The sequence below is a fragment of the Photobacterium makurazakiensis genome (assembly GCF_050336715.1).
GTDB classification, from domain to species: Bacteria; Pseudomonadota; Gammaproteobacteria; order Enterobacterales; family Vibrionaceae; genus Photobacterium; species Photobacterium makurazakiensis.
This window is the reverse complement of record NZ_JAKJSJ010000042.1, coordinates 36,564-60,661: the sequence shown is the minus strand read 5'-3', so window position 1 is coordinate 60,661 and position 24,098 is coordinate 36,564. Positions and strand designations below refer to the sequence as shown.

General features: G+C 41.4%; 22 protein-coding genes. 13 read left to right on the top strand and 9 right to left on the bottom strand.

The features are described from left to right. A partial coding sequence (locus L4D09_RS18595; protein WP_428459016.1) for an exoribonuclease II occupies nt 1–1,875 on the bottom strand: 1,875 nt, incomplete at its 3' end. 323 nt (nt 1,876–2,198) lie between these two features. Here L4D09_RS18595 and L4D09_RS18590 point away from each other — a divergent pair. The 3 genes from L4D09_RS18590 (at nt 2,199) to L4D09_RS18580 (ending at nt 7,985) form a co-directional block, all read left to right on the top strand. After that, a complete protein-coding gene (locus tag L4D09_RS18590) occupies nt 2,199–3,890 on the top strand; it encodes a sensor domain-containing diguanylate cyclase (RefSeq protein WP_428459015.1) in 1,692 nt (563 codons plus the stop codon). Nucleotides 3,891–4,192: 302 nt separating this feature from the next. Further along, on the top strand, nt 4,193–6,079 hold the full coding sequence (locus L4D09_RS18585; protein ID WP_428459014.1) for a DEAD/DEAH box helicase: 1,887 nt from the start codon (nt 4,193–4,195) through the stop codon (nt 6,077–6,079). Between the two features lie 199 nt (nt 6,080–6,278). After that, nucleotides 6,279–7,985, top strand: coding sequence for a phospho-sugar mutase (locus L4D09_RS18580; RefSeq protein ID WP_428459013.1), 1,707 nt, complete (start codon nt 6,279–6,281; stop codon nt 7,983–7,985). A gap of 95 nt (nt 7,986–8,080) precedes the next feature. Here the strand turns inward: L4D09_RS18580 and L4D09_RS18575 are convergent, their stop codons facing one another. Then, nucleotides 8,081–8,536, bottom strand: coding sequence for an exoribonuclease R (locus L4D09_RS18575; RefSeq protein WP_428459012.1), 456 nt, complete (start codon nt 8,534–8,536; stop codon nt 8,081–8,083). Between the two features lie 229 nt (nt 8,537–8,765). On the opposite strand from L4D09_RS18575, the gene mrcB reads away from it, so the two are divergent. The 3 genes from mrcB to L4D09_RS18560 all read left to right on the top strand — a co-directional run bounded on the left by mrcB (nt 8,766) and on the right by L4D09_RS18560 (nt 13,403). Then, nucleotides 8,766–11,132 (top strand): penicillin-binding protein 1B, encoded by a 2,367-nt coding sequence (mrcB, locus tag L4D09_RS18570; RefSeq protein ID WP_428459011.1) that lies wholly within the window; start codon nt 8,766–8,768, stop codon nt 11,130–11,132. Nucleotides 11,133–11,231: 99 nt separating this feature from the next. Next, entirely contained in the window at nt 11,232–11,780 is a 549-nt protein-coding gene (locus L4D09_RS18565; protein ID WP_428459020.1) for an NUDIX hydrolase, read from the top strand. 327 nt (nt 11,781–12,107) lie between these two features. Next, complete coding sequence (locus L4D09_RS18560) at nt 12,108–13,403, top strand: L-cysteine desulfidase family protein (protein WP_428459010.1); 1,296 nt, start codon at nt 12,108–12,110, stop codon at nt 13,401–13,403. Between the two features lie 23 nt (nt 13,404–13,426). On the opposite strand, the gene L4D09_RS18555 is transcribed toward L4D09_RS18560, so the two are convergent. From L4D09_RS18555 to L4D09_RS18545, 3 genes are all read right to left on the bottom strand, one after another. After that, a complete protein-coding gene (locus tag L4D09_RS18555) occupies nt 13,427–13,714 on the bottom strand; it encodes a Rho-binding antiterminator (protein ID WP_428459009.1) in 288 nt (95 codons plus the stop codon). 282 nt (nt 13,715–13,996) lie between these two features. Continuing rightward, nucleotides 13,997–14,782 carry a RelA/SpoT domain-containing protein gene (locus tag L4D09_RS18550; RefSeq protein WP_428459008.1) on the bottom strand — a complete coding sequence of 262 codons (786 nt, stop codon included), beginning with the start codon at nt 14,780–14,782 and terminating at the stop codon, nt 13,997–13,999. Nucleotides 14,783–15,040: 258 nt separating this feature from the next. After that, nucleotides 15,041–15,844 (bottom strand): nucleotidyltransferase family protein, encoded by an 804-nt coding sequence (locus L4D09_RS18545; protein WP_428459007.1) that lies wholly within the window; start codon nt 15,842–15,844, stop codon nt 15,041–15,043. A 347-nt stretch (nt 15,845–16,191) separates the two neighbouring features. Here L4D09_RS18545 and L4D09_RS18540 point away from each other — a divergent pair, with 347 nt between their 5' ends. Further along, on the top strand, nt 16,192–16,524 hold the full coding sequence (locus L4D09_RS18540) for a hypothetical protein (protein ID WP_428459006.1): 333 nt from the start codon (nt 16,192–16,194) through the stop codon (nt 16,522–16,524). Between the two features lie 124 nt (nt 16,525–16,648). Here the strand turns inward: L4D09_RS18540 and L4D09_RS18535 are convergent, their stop codons facing one another. The 3 genes from L4D09_RS18535 to L4D09_RS18525 all read right to left on the bottom strand — a co-directional run bounded on the left by L4D09_RS18535 (nt 16,649) and on the right by L4D09_RS18525 (nt 18,601). Further along, nucleotides 16,649–17,014, bottom strand: coding sequence for a HopJ type III effector protein (locus tag L4D09_RS18535; protein ID WP_428459005.1), 366 nt, complete (start codon nt 17,012–17,014; stop codon nt 16,649–16,651). Nucleotides 17,015–17,080: 66 nt separating this feature from the next. Then, entirely contained in the window at nt 17,081–17,473 is a 393-nt protein-coding gene (locus L4D09_RS18530) for a DUF2750 domain-containing protein (RefSeq protein WP_428459004.1), read from the bottom strand. A gap of 120 nt (nt 17,474–17,593) precedes the next feature. Continuing rightward, nucleotides 17,594–18,601, bottom strand: coding sequence for a transporter (locus L4D09_RS18525; RefSeq protein WP_428459019.1), 1,008 nt, complete (start codon nt 18,599–18,601; stop codon nt 17,594–17,596). A 449-nt stretch (nt 18,602–19,050) separates the two neighbouring features. On the opposite strand from L4D09_RS18525, the gene L4D09_RS18520 reads away from it, so the two are divergent. The 6 genes from L4D09_RS18520 (at nt 19,051) to L4D09_RS18495 (ending at nt 23,738) form a co-directional block, all read left to right on the top strand. Next, the gene (locus L4D09_RS18520) at nt 19,051–19,635 is read left to right on the top strand and encodes a hypothetical protein (protein ID WP_428459003.1); all 585 of its coding nucleotides are present in this window, start codon (nt 19,051–19,053) and stop codon (nt 19,633–19,635) included. Between the two features lie 41 nt (nt 19,636–19,676). Beyond that, the gene (locus L4D09_RS18515; RefSeq protein WP_428459002.1) at nt 19,677–20,012 is read left to right on the top strand and encodes a carbon storage regulator; all 336 of its coding nucleotides are present in this window, start codon (nt 19,677–19,679) and stop codon (nt 20,010–20,012) included. Between the two features lie 184 nt (nt 20,013–20,196). Further along, the gene (locus L4D09_RS18510) at nt 20,197–20,781 is read left to right on the top strand and encodes a hypothetical protein (protein WP_428459001.1); all 585 of its coding nucleotides are present in this window, start codon (nt 20,197–20,199) and stop codon (nt 20,779–20,781) included. Nucleotides 20,782–20,900: 119 nt separating this feature from the next. Next, the gene (locus L4D09_RS18505; protein ID WP_428459000.1) at nt 20,901–21,575 is read left to right on the top strand and encodes a C39 family peptidase; all 675 of its coding nucleotides are present in this window, start codon (nt 20,901–20,903) and stop codon (nt 21,573–21,575) included. Between the two features lie 8 nt (nt 21,576–21,583). Further along, on the top strand, nt 21,584–22,096 hold the full coding sequence (locus L4D09_RS18500) for a hypothetical protein (RefSeq protein WP_428458999.1): 513 nt from the start codon (nt 21,584–21,586) through the stop codon (nt 22,094–22,096). A gap of 298 nt (nt 22,097–22,394) precedes the next feature. Then, entirely contained in the window at nt 22,395–23,738 is a 1,344-nt protein-coding gene (locus L4D09_RS18495; protein ID WP_428458998.1) for a sigma-54-dependent transcriptional regulator, read from the top strand. Between the two features lie 172 nt (nt 23,739–23,910). On the opposite strand, the gene L4D09_RS18490 is transcribed toward L4D09_RS18495, so the two are convergent. After that, on the bottom strand, nt 23,911–24,039 hold the full coding sequence (locus L4D09_RS18490) for a hypothetical protein (RefSeq protein ID WP_428458997.1): 129 nt from the start codon (nt 24,037–24,039) through the stop codon (nt 23,911–23,913). Between the last annotated feature and the right edge of the window lie 59 nt (nt 24,040–24,098).

The window sequence follows — 24,098 nt, the reverse complement described above, 5'->3', positions numbered from 1 at the left end:
GAGTTGATACTCTTTGATTTTATCTATATTGATAATACCAAGTTCACCGCTGCATTCGATTCGAGATTTGTCATCAACAATCAACGAACCAGGAATAAAGGCCGCAGCCCCATTTTCCAGTAAGCGGACGCGCATACCAGCACGGTTAATATCAAAGATCTCTGCAGTAAATACCGTTTCGTTTTTAACTGCATCTTTTAATAGGCGGACGTATAGCCAATCAGCTACATCACGCTCAGCCATACGGTGGCTACGACGGTGAATAGCAATCTCATCACCAACGTTATCGTCCGGTGTTTGGCTTGGCGTTTGACCTGAAATAAGCGCCTTTAATAAGCGATGGTTGATCATATCGCCATATTTACGGATTGGTGATGTCCAAGTTGCATAGACATCTAATCCCATTGCGTAATGTGCCGCTGGCTTGTTACCAACATCACTATACGCTTGGAATTTGCGTAGGCGGTTATCAAGATATGTGCTGTCTTGTTCATTCAACCAACGGCGTAGCGCACTAAAGCCTTCTAACGTAAGCAGTTGCTCTTTCTCAAAAGGTGCTTCAGCCTTGGTCAAAAACTCCATTGCGGTATCCAGTTTTTCTGGATTAAAACCGTTATGGTAGTTAAAGACACCCATACCAAACTTAGCTTTTAATGCACGACCAGCACAAATGTTCGCAGTGATCATTGCTTCTTCAATCATGCGGTTTGCGGTACGACGCGGATCAGTATGAATGGCCACAACATCGTTGTCTTCACTCAACTCAAAGCGGTAGTCTGGGCGGTCTGGGAATACAACAGCGTTGTTAGCACGCCAGTTACTACGTGCATTAGCAAAATCTTTAAGCGCTGTTATTTGCTCAAGGATAACGTCATTTGGTGTCCAATTATCACACTGACCATTTTCTAGTAAGTCTGATACATTGTTATACGCGAGACGACCTTGCGATTTAATCCAGGCAGCAAAGAAATGGATGTCATCTTGAAGTACGCCATCTTGATCAACGCTAACGCGACAACATAGTGTTGGTCGTTTTTCGTTTTCAAGTAGCGAACAAAGCTCATCGCTTAGCTCACGTGGCAACATAGGAATGTTACGGCCAGGCAAATAAATAGTGAAACCACGCTCGCGTGCTTCATCATCCATCTTGTCACCAACCGAAATGTACGAGGTTGGATCGGCAATAGCGATGGTTATTTCAAAACTGCCATCTTCTTTCTGTACGGTGTAGATAGCATCATCCATATCTTTGGTTGATTCGCCATCAATCGTAATGAAAGGCAGTTCAGTCAGATCTTGTCGCTCAAGGCCTTCTTCAAGCATTGACCAACTTTCTTGCGGTGCTGGTTCAGCATTCGGCAAGTTGTGGCGGGCAAGTGTTACCCACCAAGGTGCAATTTTGTCACCGCTATCGGTAACTTTCTCAGTGATGTCACAAAAGAACGTTTTATTATCAGCCGTAAGAGGGTGACGTGTAAGGTTCGCAACAACCCAGTCGCCTTCTTTAAGCAGTTCTGGATTTAATCCTTTCACTGGACGGGCTTTAATCGCATCTTTTAGCTGAGGGTGATCAGGGACGACGTGTAAACGGTCGCGGATCATTTTCACTCGGCCAATAAAGCGAGTGAAAAATTGTTCCACTAACTCTTGTGGTTCAGCAACTTCACGTTCTTTTTCTGTACGAATAACCGCCACAACACGGTCACCGTGCATGACATTTTTCATATAGGTAGGTGGAATGAAAATGCTTTCCTTATTGTCGACTTCAAGAAAGCCAAAGCCACGATCGGTTGCTTTGATATTGCCTTCTTTCTTAGGAAGCGTTTCCTGAATCTGTTTTTTTAGCTGTGCTAATAGAGGATTATCTTGAAACATTATGCCCGTTCTCAGATTGTTAACAGGCACACTATAAGGCCTTCAGGGCGTAAAACCAAGTTTAACCCAATGAAGATCACGGGATTGTCACTTTTGGTCCAAAAGAGACCTCTTATTAAGCGAAATTTAAAATGTGTCAACACTGACTGCTATTAATCGTGATCATAGGAAAAATACCAGCACACATTGTCTTGGTGAAATTATGAATAATCGCTTGTCACAATCCCCATATCAATGATTTATAAACCTTTTCAAATTTGGTAATAAGTTGAAAACAAGAAAAATATTGATAACGAAAATATCAAGTTAGGTTAGGTAGAATTATGGAGTCAAAGACAGTCTATAAGTTTAGTCAGTTAGCCGACCAGCTAGCGAGGCAGGCCAGTATGGAACGCTGGTGCCATTGCTTATTGTCTACATTCAAGCATGAGCTGAAGCTTGAGTACATAACATTCATGGTCGAACATAATGATGAAACCAGAGTGTTTGCAAGCTGGATGAAGTCAAAATTTAAATTTTACAGTCGCCCCCTTCAACTAGAAAACTATAACGGCGTGCCTCTAGGCCCCTTCTATCAAGCGAAGCGAAGTGGGCAGTTTGTGCGTACTTATGTGGACAAGCCTTATAAGTCGATATGGGGAGAGGAAAAAGGGCAATGGTGTCAGATTTTATTACCGATAAGTATGCATTCGCGCCCTGTTGCCTTTATATATGCAGAGACAGATCAGCCAGATGTTTTTGAAGCGCGCTTACAGCAGGTGGAAGACTTACTGATGTTATTAGCTTCAGATGTTAGTGCAAGGGTTTTACAGCAAGAAGTGTTAGATCAGCATCTAACACGGCGCAGTGTTGAGGCTGAACTTGAAGTAACAAATCACTCGATTAACCAGTACTTATCGTTATTAAAGCGGTTGCATGATGTTAGCTTAGAGTTATCTAAAGCAGAAAATTTAGAGGTGTTATACAAAAATGCAGTCATGCTAGGGCGTAACTATTTGGCGATTGATCGTATGGCGATATTTTTGACCGACTTTGATAAAAATGAAATGCGCGGCACATACGGCACAGATCCTGATGGCCATTTAGTTTCGAGGCATGCATTCACAAGTTCAATTCCCGATCACCCTTTAGTTAATGAAGCGCTCAGCCGTAAAGACCACGTCGTCGTAAAAGAGAATGCACCTTTATATTACGGAACAAATAAAGTGGGCACAGGTTGGAACGCGATGATAGCGATGTGGAATGGCGATCGCTGTATTGGTTGGGTTGCTGCAGATAACTTAATTAATCAGCGCACGTTAACTGAACATCAACGAGAAATCCTAAAGCTATTTGGTGCCGCTCTTGGGCAGCAAATTGTGATTAGGCGTAATCATGACGAGTTGAGCAAATTGAATCATCAATTAGAAGCTAGGGTTAATGAACGAACTCAAGAATTGCTGGCTTCAAATCAAGCACTTGAAAAAGCCAACCAACAACTTGAGCAATGGTCGATGCAAGATGGTTTAACGGGAATTGCTAATCGTCGCTTTTTTGATATCACTTTAAAGCGCTATTGGAATAAGGCGCTTACAAAGGAAGTGCCACTAAGCTTAATCATGATTGATGTCGATAACTTTAAGCAATTTAATGATCAGTACGGGCATATGGAAGGGGATGCTTGTTTGAAGAAAATCGCTACTACGTTAGAGAATGTAGTTAAAAGTGATAAAAGGGTAGTGATAAGTCGCTTTGGTGGGGAAGAATTCGCCTGTTTAATTCCCAAGTCCTCTATTAAAGCGGTTAAAATGATCGCAGAGAAAATGTTAAGGGCAATTTTACGCTTATCAATCAAGCATGTAGGGGCTGATAGCGGTGTAGTTACAATTAGTCTTGGCTGTCACACGGTCTTCCCAACCGAGATGATTAAAGAGAACGTGCTTATGAAAGGGGCTGATAAAGCGTTATATCAGGCAAAGGCACACGGGCGTAATCGAATATTCCAAAACGAAACGAAGGGGTTTACGAGTGAATAAAGGGAGGCTTTTCTTATTTAAAGGTGATTAAAGAAGAGGTAAGTCCTACCATTTAAAGGGAAATATGGTGGTTTGAGGCGTTTTAATAGCCAGTTATGGGTTAGCTGTCAGCCTTATTGTTTAAATAATAGGTGTTTGAAAGTTATTTTGTGACATTGCTCAATTTTTTCTGGCATTTTATCGAGTAATGGAGCAGAATACGCGCCTCATATCGTCGAGGCCCATGCTTGTGGTTGCTATTGCAGAACCGTTTTTTAGCTTTAGGGGCCCCGTTTTACGTTAGATTATTTATTGGGATCCCAATGCTAGAATCTGTTACAGAATTTCGCCAATTAGATTTGGCTGACACACTTTTATCTGCTCTTGACTCAATGGGCTTCGTATCACCAACGCCAATTCAGGCGGCATCAATTCCTTTGCTTCTTACTGGTGCTGATGCATTAGGTAAAGCACAGACTGGTACTGGTAAAACGGCTGCGTTTTCACTACCTGTTCTAAACAAAATTAACCTTTCTCAGCATAAGCCTCAGGCTATCGTAATGGCGCCAACGCGTGAACTTGCGATTCAAGTTGCTGCAGAAATCAAGGTTCTTGGTCAAAACATCAAAGGCTTAAAGGTACTAGAAATCTACGGTGGTGCTTCTATCGTTGATCAAATGCGTGCACTTAAAAATGGTGCTCACATTGTTGTTGGTACACCTGGTCGTGTTAAAGATCTAATCTCTCGTGACCGTTTACACCTTGATGAAGTAAGTACGTTTGTACTTGATGAAGCCGATGAAATGCTAAAAATGGGCTTTGTTGACGACGTTACTTGGATCATGGAGCAAGCGCCAGAAACAGCTCAACGTGTATTGTTCTCGGCAACTATGCCTCCAATCGTTAAGCAGATTGTTGACCGTTTCCTACGTAACCCAGAGCGCATTGACGTTGCTGGCGAAAACCGTACTGTTTCTCAAGTAGATCAGCAGTTCTGGGTAGTTAAAGGTGTAGAAAAAGACGAAGCAATGAGCCGTCTTCTAGAAACAGAAGAGACTGATGCTTCAATCGTATTCGTACGTACTCGTCAAGATACTGAGCGTCTAGCTGATTGGCTATCATCTCGTGGCTTTAAAGCAGCTGCACTTCACGGTGATATCCCTCAGTCTCTACGTGAGCGTACTGTTGATCACATCAAACGTGGTGTTATCGATATTCTAGTTGCAACTGACGTTGTTGCTCGTGGTCTTGATGTTCCACGTATTACACACGTATTCAACTACGATATCCCATTCGATGTAGAATCATACATTCACCGTATTGGTCGTACTGGTCGTGCGGGACGTTCTGGTAAAGCGATCCTATTGGTTCGTACTAACCAAATCCGTATGCTTCGCACTATCGAGCGCGTAACTAAATCACGCATGGAAGAAATTCAACTTCCAAACCGTGACCTAGTTGCAGCATCTCGTCTTAACCGTTTAGGTGAAGAACTTGCTGTTCAAAAAGAGCAAGTGAATGTAGAAGCATTTGTTGAGCTTGTTGAAAAGCTACAAGAATCTATTGAAGTTGATGCAGCAACACTTGCAGCAATGCTACTTCAACGCCAGCAGGGTAACCGTCCATTGTTCTACAAAGGTCCGGACCCAATGATCGCTGCTATCGAGCGTGAAGCACAACGTCGTGAGCGTCGTCGTGATGACCGTGGCGGTGAGCGTGGTGAACGTCGTGAGCGCGGTGAACGTGGCGAGCGTCGTACATTCAACAGTGCTGATTGGGATACTTACCAGTTACAAGTTGGCCGTGAGCAAGGTGTTCAGGTTAAAGATATCGTTGGCGCAATCGCAAACGAACTTGGCCTAAGCAAAGAGTTCATCGGTGCTATTAAACTGGCTCCTTCACATACGTTTGTTCAACTTCCTAAGAAGATGACAGCAGAAGTTGCAGCACAGCTTAAGAAACTACGTATTCGTCAGAACGACGTAAAAGCGGTTGTTGTTGAAGGTGAAGTACTTCGCGAACACCGTGGTGGAAGCCGTGATGGTGGCCGTGGTCGTCGTGATGGTAACCGTGATGGTAACCGTGGCCGTCGTGATGGCGAGCGCCGTTTTGACCGTAACCGTGGCGGCGATAGCCGTGGTAGCCACCGTGGCGAGCGCAACCACAGCGCAGCACCACGTCGTGAGCGTAAGCCACGCACTGAAGGCTAATACTTAGACTTCAATTGCTGAAAAAGTTTAGCTAAGAAACCAGTTCCTTCGGGAGCTGGTTTTTTTTCGTTTGAATGAAAGAGAGCTGACAAGACGATAGGTTTACGTTTGTATGGGAGAAATATTGCTTTTATTCTACTTCGAAATTCAGCTTCTATACTTCATGCAGTAGGTTTGTTTGAAGTTAGGGAATACCCAAATGAATAGTGAAGTATCACAGTGGTTGGCTCGTGACCCAGATCCTGTCACCAGAGAAGAACTAAAGCAGCTAATTGATACCAACAATCGTTCAGAAATCGAAGATAGGTTTGCATCCCGTTTGGCATTTGGTACCGCTGGTTTGAGAGGTATTGTTGGTGCTGGCCCCAATCGTATGAACCGACTCGTTATACAAGAAACCGCGGTTGGTTTAGGAAGATATCTATTGGCAGAGATGGCTAATGCTGCCAATAAAGGTGTCATCATCGGTTATGACGGACGCCCAGACTCGAAACAATTTGCTGAAGATGCAGCATGTATGTTGGTCGCTTTAGGGATTAAAGTTTTTTTGACCGAGAAAGTCGCTCCTACGCCATTGGTCGCTTTTGGGGTCACCCAGCTTGGTGCAGCAGCAGGTATTGTGGTTACCGCAAGTCATAACCCGCCAGCCTATAATGGATTTAAAGTATATTGGAGCAATGGCGCGCAAATTATCCCACCACATGATATTGGTATCGCCGCCGCCATTGAGGTTGCGGCAAGAGAGACACTACCAGTCATGACGCTTGAAGCGGCAGAGCTACAAGGCTTGTTGGTATGGTTAAATGCTGATTTTTATGCTCAGTATCGTGACGCCTTAACGGGTAGTGCCTATTTATCAAATCACACTCAGCCGCAGGATATTAGTTTGGCCTATACCGCCATGCACGGTGTTGGAGCGGAAATGGCTGAGGCATTATTAAAAGATGCAGGGTTTAATCAGGTTTATAGTGTGCAAGCACAAAGAGAACCAGACGGTCGTTTTCCAACTGTTAACTTTCCAAATCCAGAAGAAGCTGGCGCAATGGATTTGGTGATAGCTGAAGCACAAGAGCATAAAGCGGATCTTGCTTGTGCAAACGATCCTGACGCCGATCGCTTTGCTGTTGCTGTTAGGACGGAATCAGGTACTTATAAGATGCTAACAGGGGATCAAGTCGGTGTGTTGCTTGGTCATTATTTATTGACTCATGCGGTACCAGAACAATGTTTAGTTGGCACGACAATTGTTTCGTCTAGCTTACTTGAGCAGGTGGCCAAATCGGTTGATGCGACGTATTTTGAGACTCTAACGGGTTTTAAATGGCTCACAAATGTCGCGATGCAAAAGCAAACCGAGCATAACCAGTTTCTGTTTGCTTACGAAGAAGCACTTGGTTATACCGTTGGTAACACTGTGTGGGATAAAGATGGATTATCGGCTTTAGTTGCTTTCGCGCAGTTAACTGCTGAGCTATCTACGAATAATCACACAGTATGGGATAGGCTGGAAGCGATATACCGAGAGCATGGTTTGTACCTCAACGCTCAACGAAGTATTGGACTTGATGCTGGTTCTCCACCTATTGGTGATACTCTACGAGCTGACCCACCAAGCTGTATTGCTGGGCGTAAAGTGATTATCACCGACGATCTTAAAGTGTCGAAAAAATTTCATGCCGATGGTGAAGTGGAAAGCATTGATTTACCAGCCAGTGATGTACTTATTTATCGCTTAGATGATGGCTCAAGAGTGGTTGTTAGGCCTTCTGGGACGGAGCCAAAATTGAAGTGTTATTATGAAGTTATCGAGGCGATGAGCCATGAAGATACGATTGAGCATGCGCAGCAACGTGCCGAAGAGGCGATGGCTGATTTAATTAACAAGCATCAAGCTTCATTATTGTAAGTTTGCTTAAAATAGGTACGCTCAATGAAAAGAGGCATTCTTTACATAGGATAAAGAATGCCAGTTTAAAATCGAAATACAGGCGCTATATAGGCTTATTTAGTGCTTTTTTGCTCACTTAATTCAGCGTATTTGTGCAGTAAATCAGTCAACGCTTTTACCCAGCCAAATGCGTCTTTTGGTGCTTTTACTAACAGCGCTTCGACTTGCTCGCAGTGCTGTTCAAGGCTAACCGCTTCTTCAAGGTTGAACGACATTGCATAGAAGTGCCATAAAATTAGGCGATACATACGTTCACTGTTTTGTTGCGCATTTTCAGACTCTGAAAATGCCACGCCGACTTCACCCAAAGCAATGGCTGTCATTCGTAGCATGGCATCAAACTGTGCCGACTTCATACGTTCTTCACTGTCTACTTCTTCTTGCTCGAAGGTAAACAATTCTTGCATGACATCTTCTGGAACCATACGGCCCACAACGCGTAAGCTAAATTCTTCTAGTTCATGGCGTGGCATCGTTAGTAAGCATTCAAGTTTATAATCGCGTTCCATTTTATCTCGGCTTTTTTATCTGTATTAATAAGAGCATAGGTAGGTATTACTCAGTGGTTAGCTGTATAGACCAATGATATTACTGCCTAGTGGCTTGTATCTCCCCATAGAGGGGGGCGTATTTTGAGGGATTTTAACATCAAAAGCCAGTGCCTGTTTGACATAGCGATGACACCGCCAGCTTGTTCATGGGGTAAGGTCGGCGCGAACTCGTAACCAGCAAGACATTATGACAGATCAACATAAGCCAAATAGCGATAAGCCACAAGATACTAAGCAACAAGCCGTGAAACCGCATTTGTCAGAGCAAGTGCAGGGGAGCTCTCCAATGCGGAAGAGGAGTTTGCGGAAATTATTCACCTATAGCACTGTGGGTGGGCTGTTACTGGTGTCTGGTGGTTTGGTTAAAATGGGCTTCTCGATAAGCGATGAAATAACCGCTAAATTCGAAGGACAATTATGGCAATTACCTTCCGTTGTTTATGCCCGCGAATTGACGTTACAGCCTGGTGCCATTGTCCGTTATGAAGACTTAGTTAATGAACTAGAAGTCTTGAAATATCGTAAGGTTGACGGAGCACCAGCCAAAGCAGGTGAATATTCAACAAGTCGTTTAAAAGTAGAGTTTATTCGTCGTCCTTTTGAGTTCAGGGACGGACAACAAGATTCACGCCACCTTATCGTTGAGTTCGATTATTCTAAAGTACGCCGTATTTACGAAGCAAGTAGTGACCGTGAATTAGGTATTGCTCGAGTAGAGCCGAAACTGTTAGGTATGCTAGAGGCTAAGACTGAAGAGCAGCGTATATATCGCTCGAAAGAAGAGATGCCTCAGGCATTGGTTGATGCTTTGATTGCGACCGAAGATCGAGATTTTTATAACCATGATGGTATTTCACCAACAGCGATTGCACGTGCTTTTATTGCGAACCTAAAAGCCGGGAGGACAGTGCAAGGGGGAAGTACATTAACCCAGCAACTTGCTAAAAATGTCTTCTTAACCAGTGAGCGTAGCTTCTGGCGCAAATTCAAAGAAGCTTATATGGCGATAATCATTGATTATCGTTACAGCAAAGATCAAATTCTTGATGCCTATTTGAATCAGGTTTATTTAGCGCAAAGTGGCCGTGACGCGGTGCATGGTTTCGAACTGGGCTCACGGTATTATTTCGGTTTACCGCTGACTGAATTACGTGTTGACCAACAGGCATTATTGGTAGGCTTGGTAAAAGGTCCGTCATATTTCAATCCGTGGCGTTATCCGGAACGCGCAGAGCGCCGCCGTAACCTCGTACTTAAGCTGATGGTCGACAACGGTGCTCTTGAGCAGGCTGACTATTTAGCTGCCGTAGAAAAGCCGCTTGATATACAGGGTAAAGGCACTATTGCTAATCGTCAGCCAGCATATTTTGGTCAGCTACAAAGAGAGCTAGAGCAAAAAGTTGATAATTACCAACCAGGGCAAGGGGTAAGGTTATTTACCACGCTAGACCCTCGTTCACAGGCGATGGTTGAACAATCTGTTCGGAAGACAATCCCTAAACTTGAAGCGAAAGCGGGTGATGAATTAGAAACGGCGGTTGTTGTCGCTGACCGTATGACAGGTGAAATCCGCGCGATGGTTGGTGGGTCTCGTACTGGATATGATGGTTTTAACCGTGCGATTGACGCGAAAAGGCAAATTGGCTCGGTAGTAAAGCCCGCGATATACCTAGCAGCTCTTGAGATGCCTAAGCGTTTCTCGTTAGCCAGTAGTTTACAAGACCGGCCGTTAACGCTGAAAGGCCAAAATGGTGAAGATTGGTCACCTCGAAATTACGATCGCCAATATCGTGGAGAGGTGCCGTTATATCAGGCTTTGGCTAAGTCTTATAACATACCTACAGTGAATCTAGGTATGGCGGTAGGCTTGGATAAAGTCATTGATACCATGTCTAAACTGGGGGTTGATCCTAATGAAGTGCCGAAACTGCCTTCGATGTTATTAGGTGCTTTTACATTAACACCTGTTCAAGTCACGCAAATGTATCAAACCATCGCCAGCGGTGGTCATCATAGTGAATTAAGTGCGCTCAGTGCTGTTGTTGATCAGCAAGGTAATCTGATTTATCAAACCTTGCCTACATCTAACGCTACGGTGTCAGAACAAGCTGCATGGCTAACGATGTATAGTATGCAAAAAGTCGTGTCTGAGGGCACGGGGCGTTATTTAAACTCAGTGTTACCATCCTCTCGACTTGCAGGGAAAACCGGTACATCAGATAGAGGACGAGATAGCTGGTATGTTGGCATTGATGGACGTGAAGTTGTGACGGTATGGATGGGGAGAGATGACAATAAAGCTGTAAAATTAACGGGTTCATCTGGGCCGTTACGTTTATACGCCGATTATATCCAACATCGTGATCCTGAACCGCTAGTAATGCGGGCGCCCGAGCAAGTTATTGATTTCGACTATTACCGTGATCAACGAGGTGTATTATCCCAAAGTTGTGTGGGGCAAACGCACCTGCCAGCATGGGATCCGGAAGGTTCACTTAAACAAGGCTGCGTGAAGAAAGTAGAAACATTCTTGAAGCGTTTGTTTACGTGGTAGTAATGCAAGCCTCGGTTGCAGGGGAGTGGGGATTTGCGTGGTGGTCACGAGATGGTTACAATGCACCGCTTTGAAACTAGCCACGAGATCTCCTCTGTCATGCGCTTATTAAAATCAACAGTACATCCTGACCTGACAAACCTTGATGGAACAATCTTCCACCGTAAAGCGGCGCGAGGCATTATCCTTAATGGGGAAGATATCTTGATGTTGTACACGGAGCGTTATCATGATTACACCTTACCGGGTGGAGGCATTGATGACGGCGAAGATGCTATCGAGGGGTTGATTCGAGAGCTTGAAGAAGAAACAGGTGCACAGAATATTCGTGATATTGCTGAATTTGGTATGTACGAAGAATATCGTCCATGGTTCAAGCCAGGCCACGATATCGTACATATGGAATCATATTGCTATGTATGTACGATTGATGAGCAATTGGGTGAAACCAAGCTTGAAGATTATGAAGTGAAAAATGGTATGAAACCTGTCTGGATGAATATCTTTGAAGCTATTGCCCATAATGAGCATACGATGGCGAATAGCGAGAAAAAAGGTATGTCTATTGAACGTGAAACCTTCTTGCTAAAGCGTATTGTTGACGAACTGCTGCCAGCATCACAGTCAGAATTGAAAGCTGCAAGCTAAAGCGATTGGCTTAAATGCATTGTTAATATTAATAATGAGTGAATGAGCTTCACTCATTATTCCCCTACCGTAAAGACTTTCCCTGCATTCCTAAAGTATTCCACATTTCAAAAAGTGTTACGTACCTCTCAAAATCTTTTTTAGGAGGAAATTTTGCTATATCAATGTGTTTTGTGGAATCTTTTTCTTATAAATAGCGTAATCAAGAGAAACTATAGCAAAAGTTTTTCCACTAATGCGTGTAGATTATCCCCATGAATTAAAAGGTTTACTGTGCGACAGCATGTGTACTGTGAACCTGCCTCCCTACATTAAAGGTATATGGTAATGAAAAAGCATTTATGGGCTGATTTTATTAAAACGGTTAAGCGCGAAGTTGTTCCTGCTCTTGGGTGTACTGAACCTGTTTCTGTTGCACTTGCCGCCTCGATTGCTACTCAGCACTTATCAGGAAAGCCTGTACGAATAGATGCTTTTGTTTCTCCTAACCTTATGAAAAATGGCATGGGTGTTGGTGTTCCGGGAACGGGGATGGTGGGGTTACCCATTGCTGCTGCGGTTGGTGCGTTAGCCGGTGTGCCAACGGCTGGGTTGGAAGTGCTTAAGAATATTACCTCTGCCGATGTTGATGAAGCGAAATCGCTGCTTGATGCGAATTGTGTATCTGTTGGTGTGGCGAAAGTGAGCAATATTCTGTTTGCAAAAGTAACGGTTAGTGATAGCACAGATACTGCAACAGTAATTATTGCCGATAGCCATACTGAGGTTGTCTCAATTGAGGTTAACGGTGAAACCACGTTTATTGCGGATCAAAAATCAGATGCTCAGCAAGGCAAAGCGAATAAAAAAGTAAATACTTTCGAAGAGGCAACCGCACAAGATATCTATGATTTTGCGTTGAACGCGCCTATTGAAGATTTAAGTTTTATTACTCAATCATTAGAGTTAAATAATGCATTGTCTGAAGAAGGACTAACAGGCAAATATGGGTTACAGATCGGTGCGACTTTTCAGCGAAATATTGACCGAGGGCTACTAACTGCCGGGTTGATGACCGATATATTACGTCGCACTTCTGCTGCATCCGATGCGCGCATGGACGGGGCCATGAAACCTGCAATGAGTAATTCGGGTTCTGGGAACCAGGGAATTGCTGCAACCATGCCCGTAGTGGTTGTTGCTGAGCACATTAAGGCAGACATTGAAACAACGACTCGCGCACTAATGATGTCGCACTTAATGGCTATTTACATAAAGAGCTACCAAAATAAGCTATCAGCACTTTGTGGTGCAACGACAGCGTCAATGGGGGCTGTCGCAGGTATGACATGGTTACTTGGCGGCAATTTTAAGCAAGTAAGCGATGCTATTTGCAGCATGATAGGTGATATTACTGGTATTATTTGTGATGGGGCGAAAACAAGCTGTGCGATGAAAGTATCATCATCGGCAAGTGCTGCGATTAAAGCCGCTTTAATGGCGCTTGATGGAATTCGAGTAACAGGTAACGAAGGTATTGTCGCTGATGATGTCGATGCGTCTATCCGAAACATGTCAGCATTAGCAAACGGGTCTATGACGCAAACAGACGTACAAATCTTAGATATCATGGTACATAAGTAGTCGCCATAAGCTACTTTTAGCCATTATGAAGAGCACTCCGAGGTGCTCTTTTTGCATTGTATGACAGAAAACTTCGCGCCGGGTGTTTTGGATGACATCTGTAAAATGAAATCGAGTCGTATTTTAGTGTATTGGTATTCAGTTTTAAAAATTAACCACTCCGACTTATCTTTCTGCGTTTCAGTATTTATACATCTCCCTTCAAGAGAACTCTCGTCTTGCAAATCGAGCTTTACGTCATAGTGATAAAGGCATGCTAATTCAAAGTAATCGTGAAGATTACAGTCGATAGGCTGGTAACGATTACTCATAATTATATCTCTTTAGCGTTGATTACGTTGCAGTGAAGGCATTAAAAACAGTTATGATAAAACTTCTGGTTTAAGCGCCAATTGCTAGTTTAAGTTCTAGTGAATTACAATAAGCATAATTGAGATTCGGCATCTTTCACGAAAATTCTACGGTTTGTTTTGTTGATGTTATGTTTTTAAGACAGTGCTGCTCTGAGTTACGGCATTGATTTGAGATGAAATGTGGTTGGTAGAAGCCGCTTAGCAAGCTAAACAGCCTCTACAGGGGGAAGCAATGTACCTTTAACTAGCAATGGTGACAGGTTGTAAATACTGCTGCCATGCATTGTGGTATAGATTTTTAGATGTTGCCCTTAGTTTGGCAATTTGAGCAAGTTCAAACTCTGTTATTTCACGAGCCTGCGAGAGGGCATTTCGTTCAATATTTTGTACTTGTTCATAAATTTCATGTTCTTCGCCGTTTTTAACCGTAGAGATAGCACTTAAGTGCAGCTGCACTTCTGCAATCATTTTTGATTTAGGCAGTTGAACCAGCATTTTTAGATCGCGATAGCCTGATTCGGTGGGGGTCTTGAATCGGTTTTTAATCGCAACAACGTCAACTTCTTTATTCATTAACTCGAAAGCCTGTACCAAGCTTGGTATATCGTCAGCGACAATCGAAGCTCGTGCTAAATCAGTAATTTTGTTTGCTTGACCGTTTAATTCGGTATTAATTTTAATCTCAGCCCGCGTCTTACTTTTCACCGGCGGTACGACTGATTCTGTTTGAGTGATTAAGCTGATTTCGCTAATAAGGTTTGCTAACTCTTGCTGAGCTGCAGGTGCGGCACTATACATTGCTTCAAAGTCAGCGTAAGGCTGCTGGATAGCATTGTATTTCCAGTTTTCAATGGCATATAAGCCACTTAAGCTACGTTGAAAGGTTTTTTTACTAGTCTCAGATTGTTTAGATGATACTTCGTAATCTAGCTCTGGAAAGCTGGCTACTGGTGATGCTACAGCTGAGCCTCGACCAAAAACCATAAGAAGAATAAAGCCAGTACGAAGTACAGATTTAATATCCATTGAACAACTCCTGTCATGCTAGTCTTCAAGACTTAGCACTATACGTAAAACGGTATCTTTAAGCGGTTTTTATGCTGCTTAGTAAAGGTGACGTATCAGGTTGTGTCGCTAGCTACACTTTATACTGAGTAGATTAACACTTCTATCTGAACACAGGATGAATTGGGTGAAATAAACGAGAGGGTGGTCAAATGTTGTTTAGGCTAGTTCATTAATGCTACTGGAACTAGCCTGTACTGAAGGTAATGATGCCGTGGTTTAACTTGCCATTCTTAATACGCTTGTGTTTAGCTGATCAGGCTGTAGGTATTGATACCAAGCGTCTTGGTACATTTTTTGTGTTTGTTTGCGCAGTACATTAATACGTGCTGTTTCAATATCATTTAAGGCTCTATTCTGTGCTAGGGCTAAGCGCTCTGTTTGTTGAATTTGCTCATAAATTTTATGCTCAGGTCCACTTTTAATTTCTGCAATGCTATCAAGGTGCAACTGAACTTCAGCGATTAAATTACTTTGAGGTAGCTGAATTAGCATTTTAAGGTCGCGGTAACCTGATGGGGCGGGGTGCTTAAATCTGTTTTTGACTTCAACCACATTGGTTTCTTTACTTAATTGTTCAAAAGCATGCACTAGGGAGCCAATATCTTTAGCCACCAATGTACCGCGGGCAATATCGGTGAGGCGTTCAGTATGACCACCAAGTTCGGTTGCAATCTTGTACTGGGCACGTTGTTTTGATTTTATACCGGGTAAAATCGGGGCTGCTGATGAATGCAGGCTAATTTCTTTAAGCAGTAGCTCAAGCTCTTGCTGTGCAGGTTCAGCTTGTGCATAAAGGTCTTCAAATTGACTGTAGGGCTGGTAAACATTGTGCGATCTAAAGCTCGGGATAGAAAAAAGGCCACTAAGTGAGCGTTGAAATTTGCTCTTTGTATCTTGTGTCGGTGATGGATGCTCGATATCTGAATCGGTAAATTGAGGGATAGCTGCACCAGCAACAGGCCCACGCCCAAGAATACATAGCAGAACAAAACAGGTTCTGAATAAAGACTTCGCGATCATTGAAACTCCTTGATAACACCACTTAATATTCCAAGTGGCCTAGTTAAGATATAGGGGTAGGGGCGGTGCTTTCAATATGAATCAAGATGAAAATAAGAGAGGAAATGATGAGGTTGTGACTGGCTTCCCAATCAACTAATTTCCTATGTGATCTAAATACAATTTTATAAAGAGAGCTGAAACGGCTCAAAGGAAAAAGTGTTCAAATTTTGACTGGTTTTTATCTAGGCGGGCGGCTGAACTTAGCTTGTTAAGTTCAATTAGTACTAGGTTTTTTATATCAAAATACGATTAATCACTGTAAATTGTTTTTATATTAAATACGTACAACCCAAAAAGGAAAGGTTTTGCAGCAAGAACTATTGATAACTTTTGCGATTGTTTGGCTGGCATTGTCAGTGGGTAGCTTTATGTTATTTCAACGTGGCTCTGACGTTGCGAAGAAACGTAAATTATGGCCAATTTACACCATATGCAGCAATGTTATTATTGGCGCGGTCATTATATATATGCAACCCCCAATGATGATGATGCTTGGTTTATTGGCCTTTATGGTACCACTGACATGGCTAACAATACGTTCAACTAAATTTTGTGACGCTTGCGGCAATGCTTCGCGCTCGCCATTTTTCATGAAGCCGCCCACGAAGTGTTCGCACTGCCAGAAACCATTAAAGTAAAGTACGACTGATTTTTAATCGTATAAACTGAATATCGTCATTATGCCCAAGTATTTATACATCATGGATGTAAAATTTACTTGGGTATTGATATCGACGATTATTTACTACTTGCAGATAGCTATTAAGCTGACGCTTTTTGCTGCGCTATTAATGCAGTTCCTTCAAATTGAATACCTTGCCAACCATACTTCATGAAGTGACGGATATTTTGGTGATCGGTTTTTTCCGGGTGAAGTAGTACGTCGGTACGATAAAAATCACCGAAGCAAGCCAATGTTTCAGCTTCAGTCAGTTGCTGATCTTGAGCGAAAGCAAAGATTTTGCATGAGCCTTCATTTTGTCCAGCGCCGTTATGTAACGTTTCTTTACCTAATCCATTGGTAAAAGGAGTCGGTGTGTAGACATAATAATGGCCAATGGCACTAATAACATCTTTGAAAGAGACTGTTTCTGAGCGGTTTTTGATTTGATCCAGTAGCGCGTCCATGGCTGTTTAGCTCCTAGAAAGGGTCTTAAAGACCCTTTTGTGTTAATTAGTTTTCACGTAGTTGCGTTATTTTTGCTTACGTGCTTGTTGCTTAAGTTCAAAATCTAGCTCGTCAGGGTATACAACGAGGCCGTCTTCGTTTTGATTTGGGAAAATAACAATCGCGAGTTCATCATCTTCAAGGCCATGAGTCCAGCGACTATGCCACTTGTTCAAAGAAATGGACTCAGCTTTACAGTTGTCCCATTCGCCTGTTGCCCATGATTCAGCAAATTCTTGATTCGGCCAAACTGGTACACAATCTTCATCATCAGTATTAAGCATTACACAACCATGCTCATCTGTCAGAATCCAGATTTCACGGTTAGCAACAACTTCTTTTACTAAGTATTTGTATCGTTTTTCAGTGTCATAACCCTGAATAGCTTCAACTTGGCTTGCTTCTAGCGACGTGGACATGTCTATTTTCCTGTAACACATTCTAATTCCGACATAGCATAGAGGAAAATTAGACTTTAGTCATTGTGTTAAAAAGCCCCGTAAATAATTACGAGGCTTTTATTGAAGAGTGACGCGAGGTTATTTTAGGGTATATGGAATACGAACGGATAGCTGGAAGTCAGGAGCATCGGCTGTTAGGCCTGCTGTTGCACCAATATTAAGGGTGGTTTTGGGGCTGATAGCATAGTTCGCGCCAAATGATAATGAATCAAGCTGAAGCAGCTTCGCATCGGAAGGTGTAGAGCCATCAATTTTAGATTTTAAAATTGTTTTATGGCTTAAACCAATACTGAAAGAGAACTTAGGGTTAACCGAGAACCCCATACCCGCACTGAATGATATGGTGTCGCCCAAATCGATGGTGCTTGCTTGAAATTCTTGATCGCCCGATGTTACATCAACTTCAACATCATCTTTAATATTCCAGATATAACTCAGGTTCGCATAGATAACAGCAGGATCGATTGGCATGATCATCGTTAGTCCCGGCTCAATACTTGGGAAGCCAGAGCCTGTAGGGAGCTCTTCAAAATCATTGAGATCGTTCACAGGCACATCATAAGGTGATTTACCGGTAGTACTTTTGAACCGAAGACTACCAATCCAGTAAGGTGCTTCCTTCATATTGATCTGATATTTGAAAGCCGCCTCAATATCACCAATATCACTACCATTGACGGTACGCAGTGTATCGGTTGGTGTGCCTGATGATGCTTCACGCTCAAAGATAGAGTCGGTGCGATATACCCAAGGGATCCGAGCTTCTACCTCTAGGCGATTGGTTATACCGTAGCGGCCTGTTAGCCCAAGCGTTAGCGTTGTCCTGTCAATATCGCTAGCCCTAATTAAGCCGACGATAAGTGAAGGTAGAACAGTGTAGCCAACGATAGAAACACTATTCGATGAGTTTTGGGTATAGGAGAAAGACGTATCAAGAACAAACGAGCCTTTTGGTGTCAACACCCCAGGAAGGTCTGGATCTAACAAATCTCCCCAGGTTTGAACACGTTTAGGTTTTGGTTGTTCTTGATTGGAATCAGTGGTTTCTGCTGCAACTGTCCCTGATAACAAAGCAAGAAGCGCGATAAAGCTCTTGTTATTGAAAGTACTCACGATTTCCTCACTTAAGAATATAAAATTACCCTAAGAATGTTCATTACTTATTATGCAGTAACAAAATACTGACAACATTTAATAAGAAAATGATAGACGAACTGAGAATAAGTGGTTAATTGATAATCTCAGATACAGTCTTATATATGAGATGTTTTATTCTTCTTCTTTAAAGTGAGAAATGAGAAAATATATTCTTAATATTAACAACCGTTCTAAATGTTGAAATTATGAGACTGAGTTTCATTATTTAGGCGTTTTTAAATGCTGATATATAAGTGAAAAAATAATATTCAAATGAATTGAATTTTATTAAAAATAATACAGACATAAAACTTGCCAACACTATAGTTAAGTTATCTCGCAAACACGTGCGAGTGATTATAAGAAATAACTGCTCAATAAATATTTGGAGTATGACCATGCGTAAAACAAATATCGCACTATTAATAGCAGTAGTAGCTTCACCTCTAGCGCTAGCAAATTCATATGACCCATATGGTGGTTATGGAAATGGTTATGATAGTTATGATAATGGAAACACTATCACAGACTCATTTAATAAAGATCTCGATGCAAGCTTAACAAAAACATACGACAGTGAATATACAGTTAAAGATTCATATAATTCTGATGATGACAAATTGTTAATGTATGATGTAAATAATACAGATAAGCATGAATACATTGATAACAGTACGCATGATTATAGCCAAGATTGGGATATTAAAATTGAAGACAATTATAATATGGCCACTTCAAACCTTGATGGTATGGTGACATACAGTGAAGTAACTTATGGCGGTGCATGTTGTGATGGCGGTGGTCATTACGGTAGAGGGTACGGTGGTCCATCTGCGCCATCTTCAGTTACTGTAATGCATCATAATGATATGTCTGGTGCCTTTAATGGTGCGTCTGGTATTAATCTAGCGGGACAAAATGCGGGTAACAACTCGTTACTACAGCAAACAGCTAGCACAAACGCGACGTTAGCAGGTAATTAACACATAACTGAGGGTTGTGGTACAACCCTCAGGAGGATGTCATGAAATATTTAACACTGATGGCTGCAATGTCGATTTCACTTAATTGCTTTGCCGCTGATGAGTTGGATATTCTAGCAAATTCTGACTTATTAAATGAGGATGTCATGACTGATACACGCGGTGGCGAGTATGAGTTGAAAATTGACAATATTCATGCAAGTTCAGAGATGCTTGGCGATGTTGCAGGTAATAGTGCTTATAATAATACAACAGGTAATAACATCATTGATGGTGGAGCTTTAAGCAATTCATCTGGCGTATTCAATATAGTACAAAACACCGGTAATAATGTGTTGATACAAAATGCAACCGTGGTAAACCTGACATTGAAGTAATTGTTAGTCTATCTAAGCTAGTAATAATCTAGCAACCAAGATCAATAAAAATATATTGGGTTGGTTTCGCAGGGCGTAACAAATATGCTTCTGGTTATATGGTGCTTGTTGTTATGCACATAATAATAAGCACCATAATCAAATGGATGTGAAAATAAAATTACAAAATATTTGGAGTATTATCATGCGTAAAACAAAAATTATGCTATTAGCAGCAATGATCGCATCACSAATGGCGCTAGCAAATGATTATGACTATGGTTACGACTATGGTTACGGCGATAGCTATGATGATAGCTACACTATTGATGGCAGTGGTAATAAAGATGCCAAAATTGATATTGAAGTAAGTAATAGTTATAAAAAGACCATAGACTATTCTGGTAATACAGATGATGACTTGCTTGTGATGAAAAACGTAGGTAATACCTATGAAGTAAAAGATGTAGATAATTCGCAGTGGGATGCTTCAAAAGATGTTGATATTGATAAAGAAATCAATACATATCTCGCAGAATCAACATTATACGGTACGGTAATGGATACAGCTGTTACGTATGGTGGGGCGTGTTGTAAGAAGGGGCAAGGATCAACACTTGAAGTTCACCATGTAAATGGAATGGGTAATTCATTCGGCTCAGCTTCTGGTATCAACATTGCGGGTCAAAACGTGGGTAATAACTCACTCGTACAACAAACAACAAGTACAAATGCAGCGCTTGTTGGCTCAGGTGGAGCTGTATCACCTATTGGTGGCGGCTCATATTAATAACGAAAAGGGCCGAAAGGCCCTTTATTTGTTTCAACATTATCAATTCTAATATTTGTGACTGCCAATGTTGGTTAATATTAATCGTATTATTGGTTGGTATAAGAACGGTGAAGAGTATGAAGAAATTGTCCATAATGCTCATCAGCCTGTTTACATCGTTTAATGTATCGGCGTTAGATTACTTCCCGAGTAGAGGTGGGTATAACGTTGAAGTTAAAAGTTATCAAGAACAGCTGTTTGGTGATGTGTTTCGCCAGCAATATGATTTTAGTTGTGGTTCAGCAGCTGTCGCGTCACTTTTACAGTTTCACTATAAAATGGAAGCGAAAGAAGAAACCATTTTTGAATATATGTTCAAGAATGGCGACAAGGACAAAATTGAGCAACAAGGCTTCTCAATGTTAGACATGAAAAACTATTTAGTATCATTAGGGCTTGATGCGAATGGTTATAATATTCCACTCGATAAATTTAAAAAGTTGAGAATACCTGCAATTACGATAGTGAACTTTGATGGGTATATGCACTTTGTTGTCATTAAAGGAATGAATTCCAGTAATGTTATTCTTGGTGACCCATCGCGTGGAACCATGATTATGCCAATAAAAGATTTTGAAAATTATTATAAAGGTGCAGTGTTACTTGTGAAAAGTAAAGCTAAGCTTGGCCGTGAAAGCTTTATAACAGCAGATAATTATAATGTATATGCACCATCACCGGTATCAGAGTCTGTTGCGAGAGATTCACTTGCAACATTTAGTATTACATTACCCGGTGCTAATGACTATTAGAGGCTAGTATGAAAAGGTTAACTCGACTATTCATCGCATCTGCGATAGGAAGTACAGCAGTTATTGCTCATGCATCCATTACTTATTTATCGATTGAAGATGTTGGACTGACGTCTTTAACTGAAAGCGAAATGTCCTCTTTACGCGGGGGATTTGTTTCTATTAACGATAATAATATTATTAATATCGGCTTGTCTATTAATACGGCGATTAATGGTGAAACGGTCCTTTCTACCCATATTGCAGACTTCACGATTAATAATGGTATATTAATGAGTCGAGATGGTAGCCAAACCTATGCGACTAATGACCCCTTAAAAGTGATATCAGTCGGTGGTAACAATGGCGTTAAGGGCAACATCAGTGATGATGCTTTTGGCGTTGCTGTTCAGAACTCTCTTGATGGAACACACATTAATACCCAAACTATTCTCGATGTAGAAGCAGATGTGAATAGTTATAACCAACAGACGATATTCAGGGGTCGTTTAGAAAATTCGATACTTTACAATGGCTATTAGTCAAGTTGCGTATGTAGAATTATCCTGTTTAGTATTTTTTTGTCATGAAAAAGGGTATTGTTATTAACAATACCCTTTTTCTTTGCTAGCATTAAAAGTTGACAATAAAAAGTTCAATATATCCCTTCTTAATTTCCCCCTTACAACTTACTGATAAATATAATAATTGCATATTTGCGATGCAAAAGTATTATTATTATGTGAATTTTCTTACTTATGACACGGTGCAAACTATCTGGTTATTGCCTATATTTTTATTACACAATAATAAGATTTACATTGCTAGAAGGTGACTTCGATGGTGGCTCAATGTCAAAATAAATCAATTAATGGTCGTTTAGTTGCAATTGGATGCAGTTATGAACCTTGGATTGCGCTATTAGAACAATCGGGTTGGAAAACACATTGCTGTTACGACCTCCGCACGGCTGATTCAATCTTGGATGAATACAGTCCATGTATATGTGTTGTTGATTTAAGCAATAATGATTTTAGCTTAAATAGCATTTCTTTAAGGGCAAATAAAACAAAGCAAGTTAAGTGGATTGCTATTATCAAAAAAGAACAATTAAAAACTGATGCTATTTGTCAGTTTATTAATAACTTCTGTGTTGATTATTTTACAGTTCCTATTCCTGGTAGCCATTTATTAGATACCATTGGCCATCAACTAGGTATGCTTGAGATTGAATCGAGCTCATGGGTCGAAATTACTTCGCAACATGATATGGGCTTATTTGGTGAATCTAAGTCAATTAAGCAGCTTCGTGATATGGTTCGCCGTGTAGCGATGACCGAAGTAAATGTTTTCCTAACTGGTGAGAATGGTACTGGAAAAGAGCTTATTGCTAAGTCGATTCATAATTTATCTAAGCGTAAGAATACGGCCTTTATCTCGGTTAATTGCGCTTCGTTAACCCGTGATGATGAAAAAATGGCGCTATTAAATGGAACTTACCGTAATGAAGATGGTGCGTTGTTTAATGGCACATTAATGCTTGATAATGTCGAGGAACTATCGCGGGAACTACAAGACGATTTACTCGCTTACCTTCAAGTACCTGCAAACGATAGTTTAGAAGAAGAGCCAAGCTGTGATGTTCGCGTTATTGCATCTTCTAGTGCAGATCTTGAAGTCGCTGTAGCAAACGGTGAATTTAGTAAAGAATTGTTCTATCGCTTAAACGTGTTCCACATAAAAGTACCTACACTGCGCGAACGTGGGTCTGATATCTTCTTATTAGCAGAAACGTTCTTAACTAAGTTTGCTCGTGAATATAGCACGATGGCATCTTCTTTTTCAGAAGACTCAAAGCAGCTGCTACTGCGCTATAGTTGGCCGGGTAATGTCAGAGAGTTGATTAACCAAGTTAAGCGTGCTGCGCTGCTAGCCGAAGGCAATGAAGTGAAGGCTGAACATTTTGATTTACCAAGTAAAGCAAACCTTAAACAAAGCCTTCGCAACATAAAAGATGAAGCTGAAAAAGATGTATTAGTTGCGGTATTAGAAACGCATCGCGGTCAGGTAGCTTCTGCTGCGAAAGACTTAGGTGTATCAAGAGCGACAATGTATCGCCTGCTAAATAAACACAACATTGTTCCTGATGTAAGGCACTATAATAATGGTTATGTGAGAGAGTAATACCAGCATGTAACTTAAATATGTCTAGTCCAAAAAGCCCTTTTTTAAGGGCTTTTTTGCATTTATAGGTAAAGGGAAAATTACGATAACGAGTGGTTCTGAGAAAACCTGCTAAAACGGCTAGTATTGGTTTTAATCAGCATCAACGAACTGGCACTGGTTTAGTTTGGTATTACCATTTAGTGATCACTTCATTGGTCAGTTCATCATCGTCATCACTCAAAAATAATTGCTCTGGGTTCGTGGCTAAGAGTTCTTCTTCGGTTGGTGCAACAAAGGTGATATTTTTCAACGTATCCATACTACTCATTCCTTATAGAAGTAGGCCTGAAACTTGATTGCGTTAACAGAACCTACGCT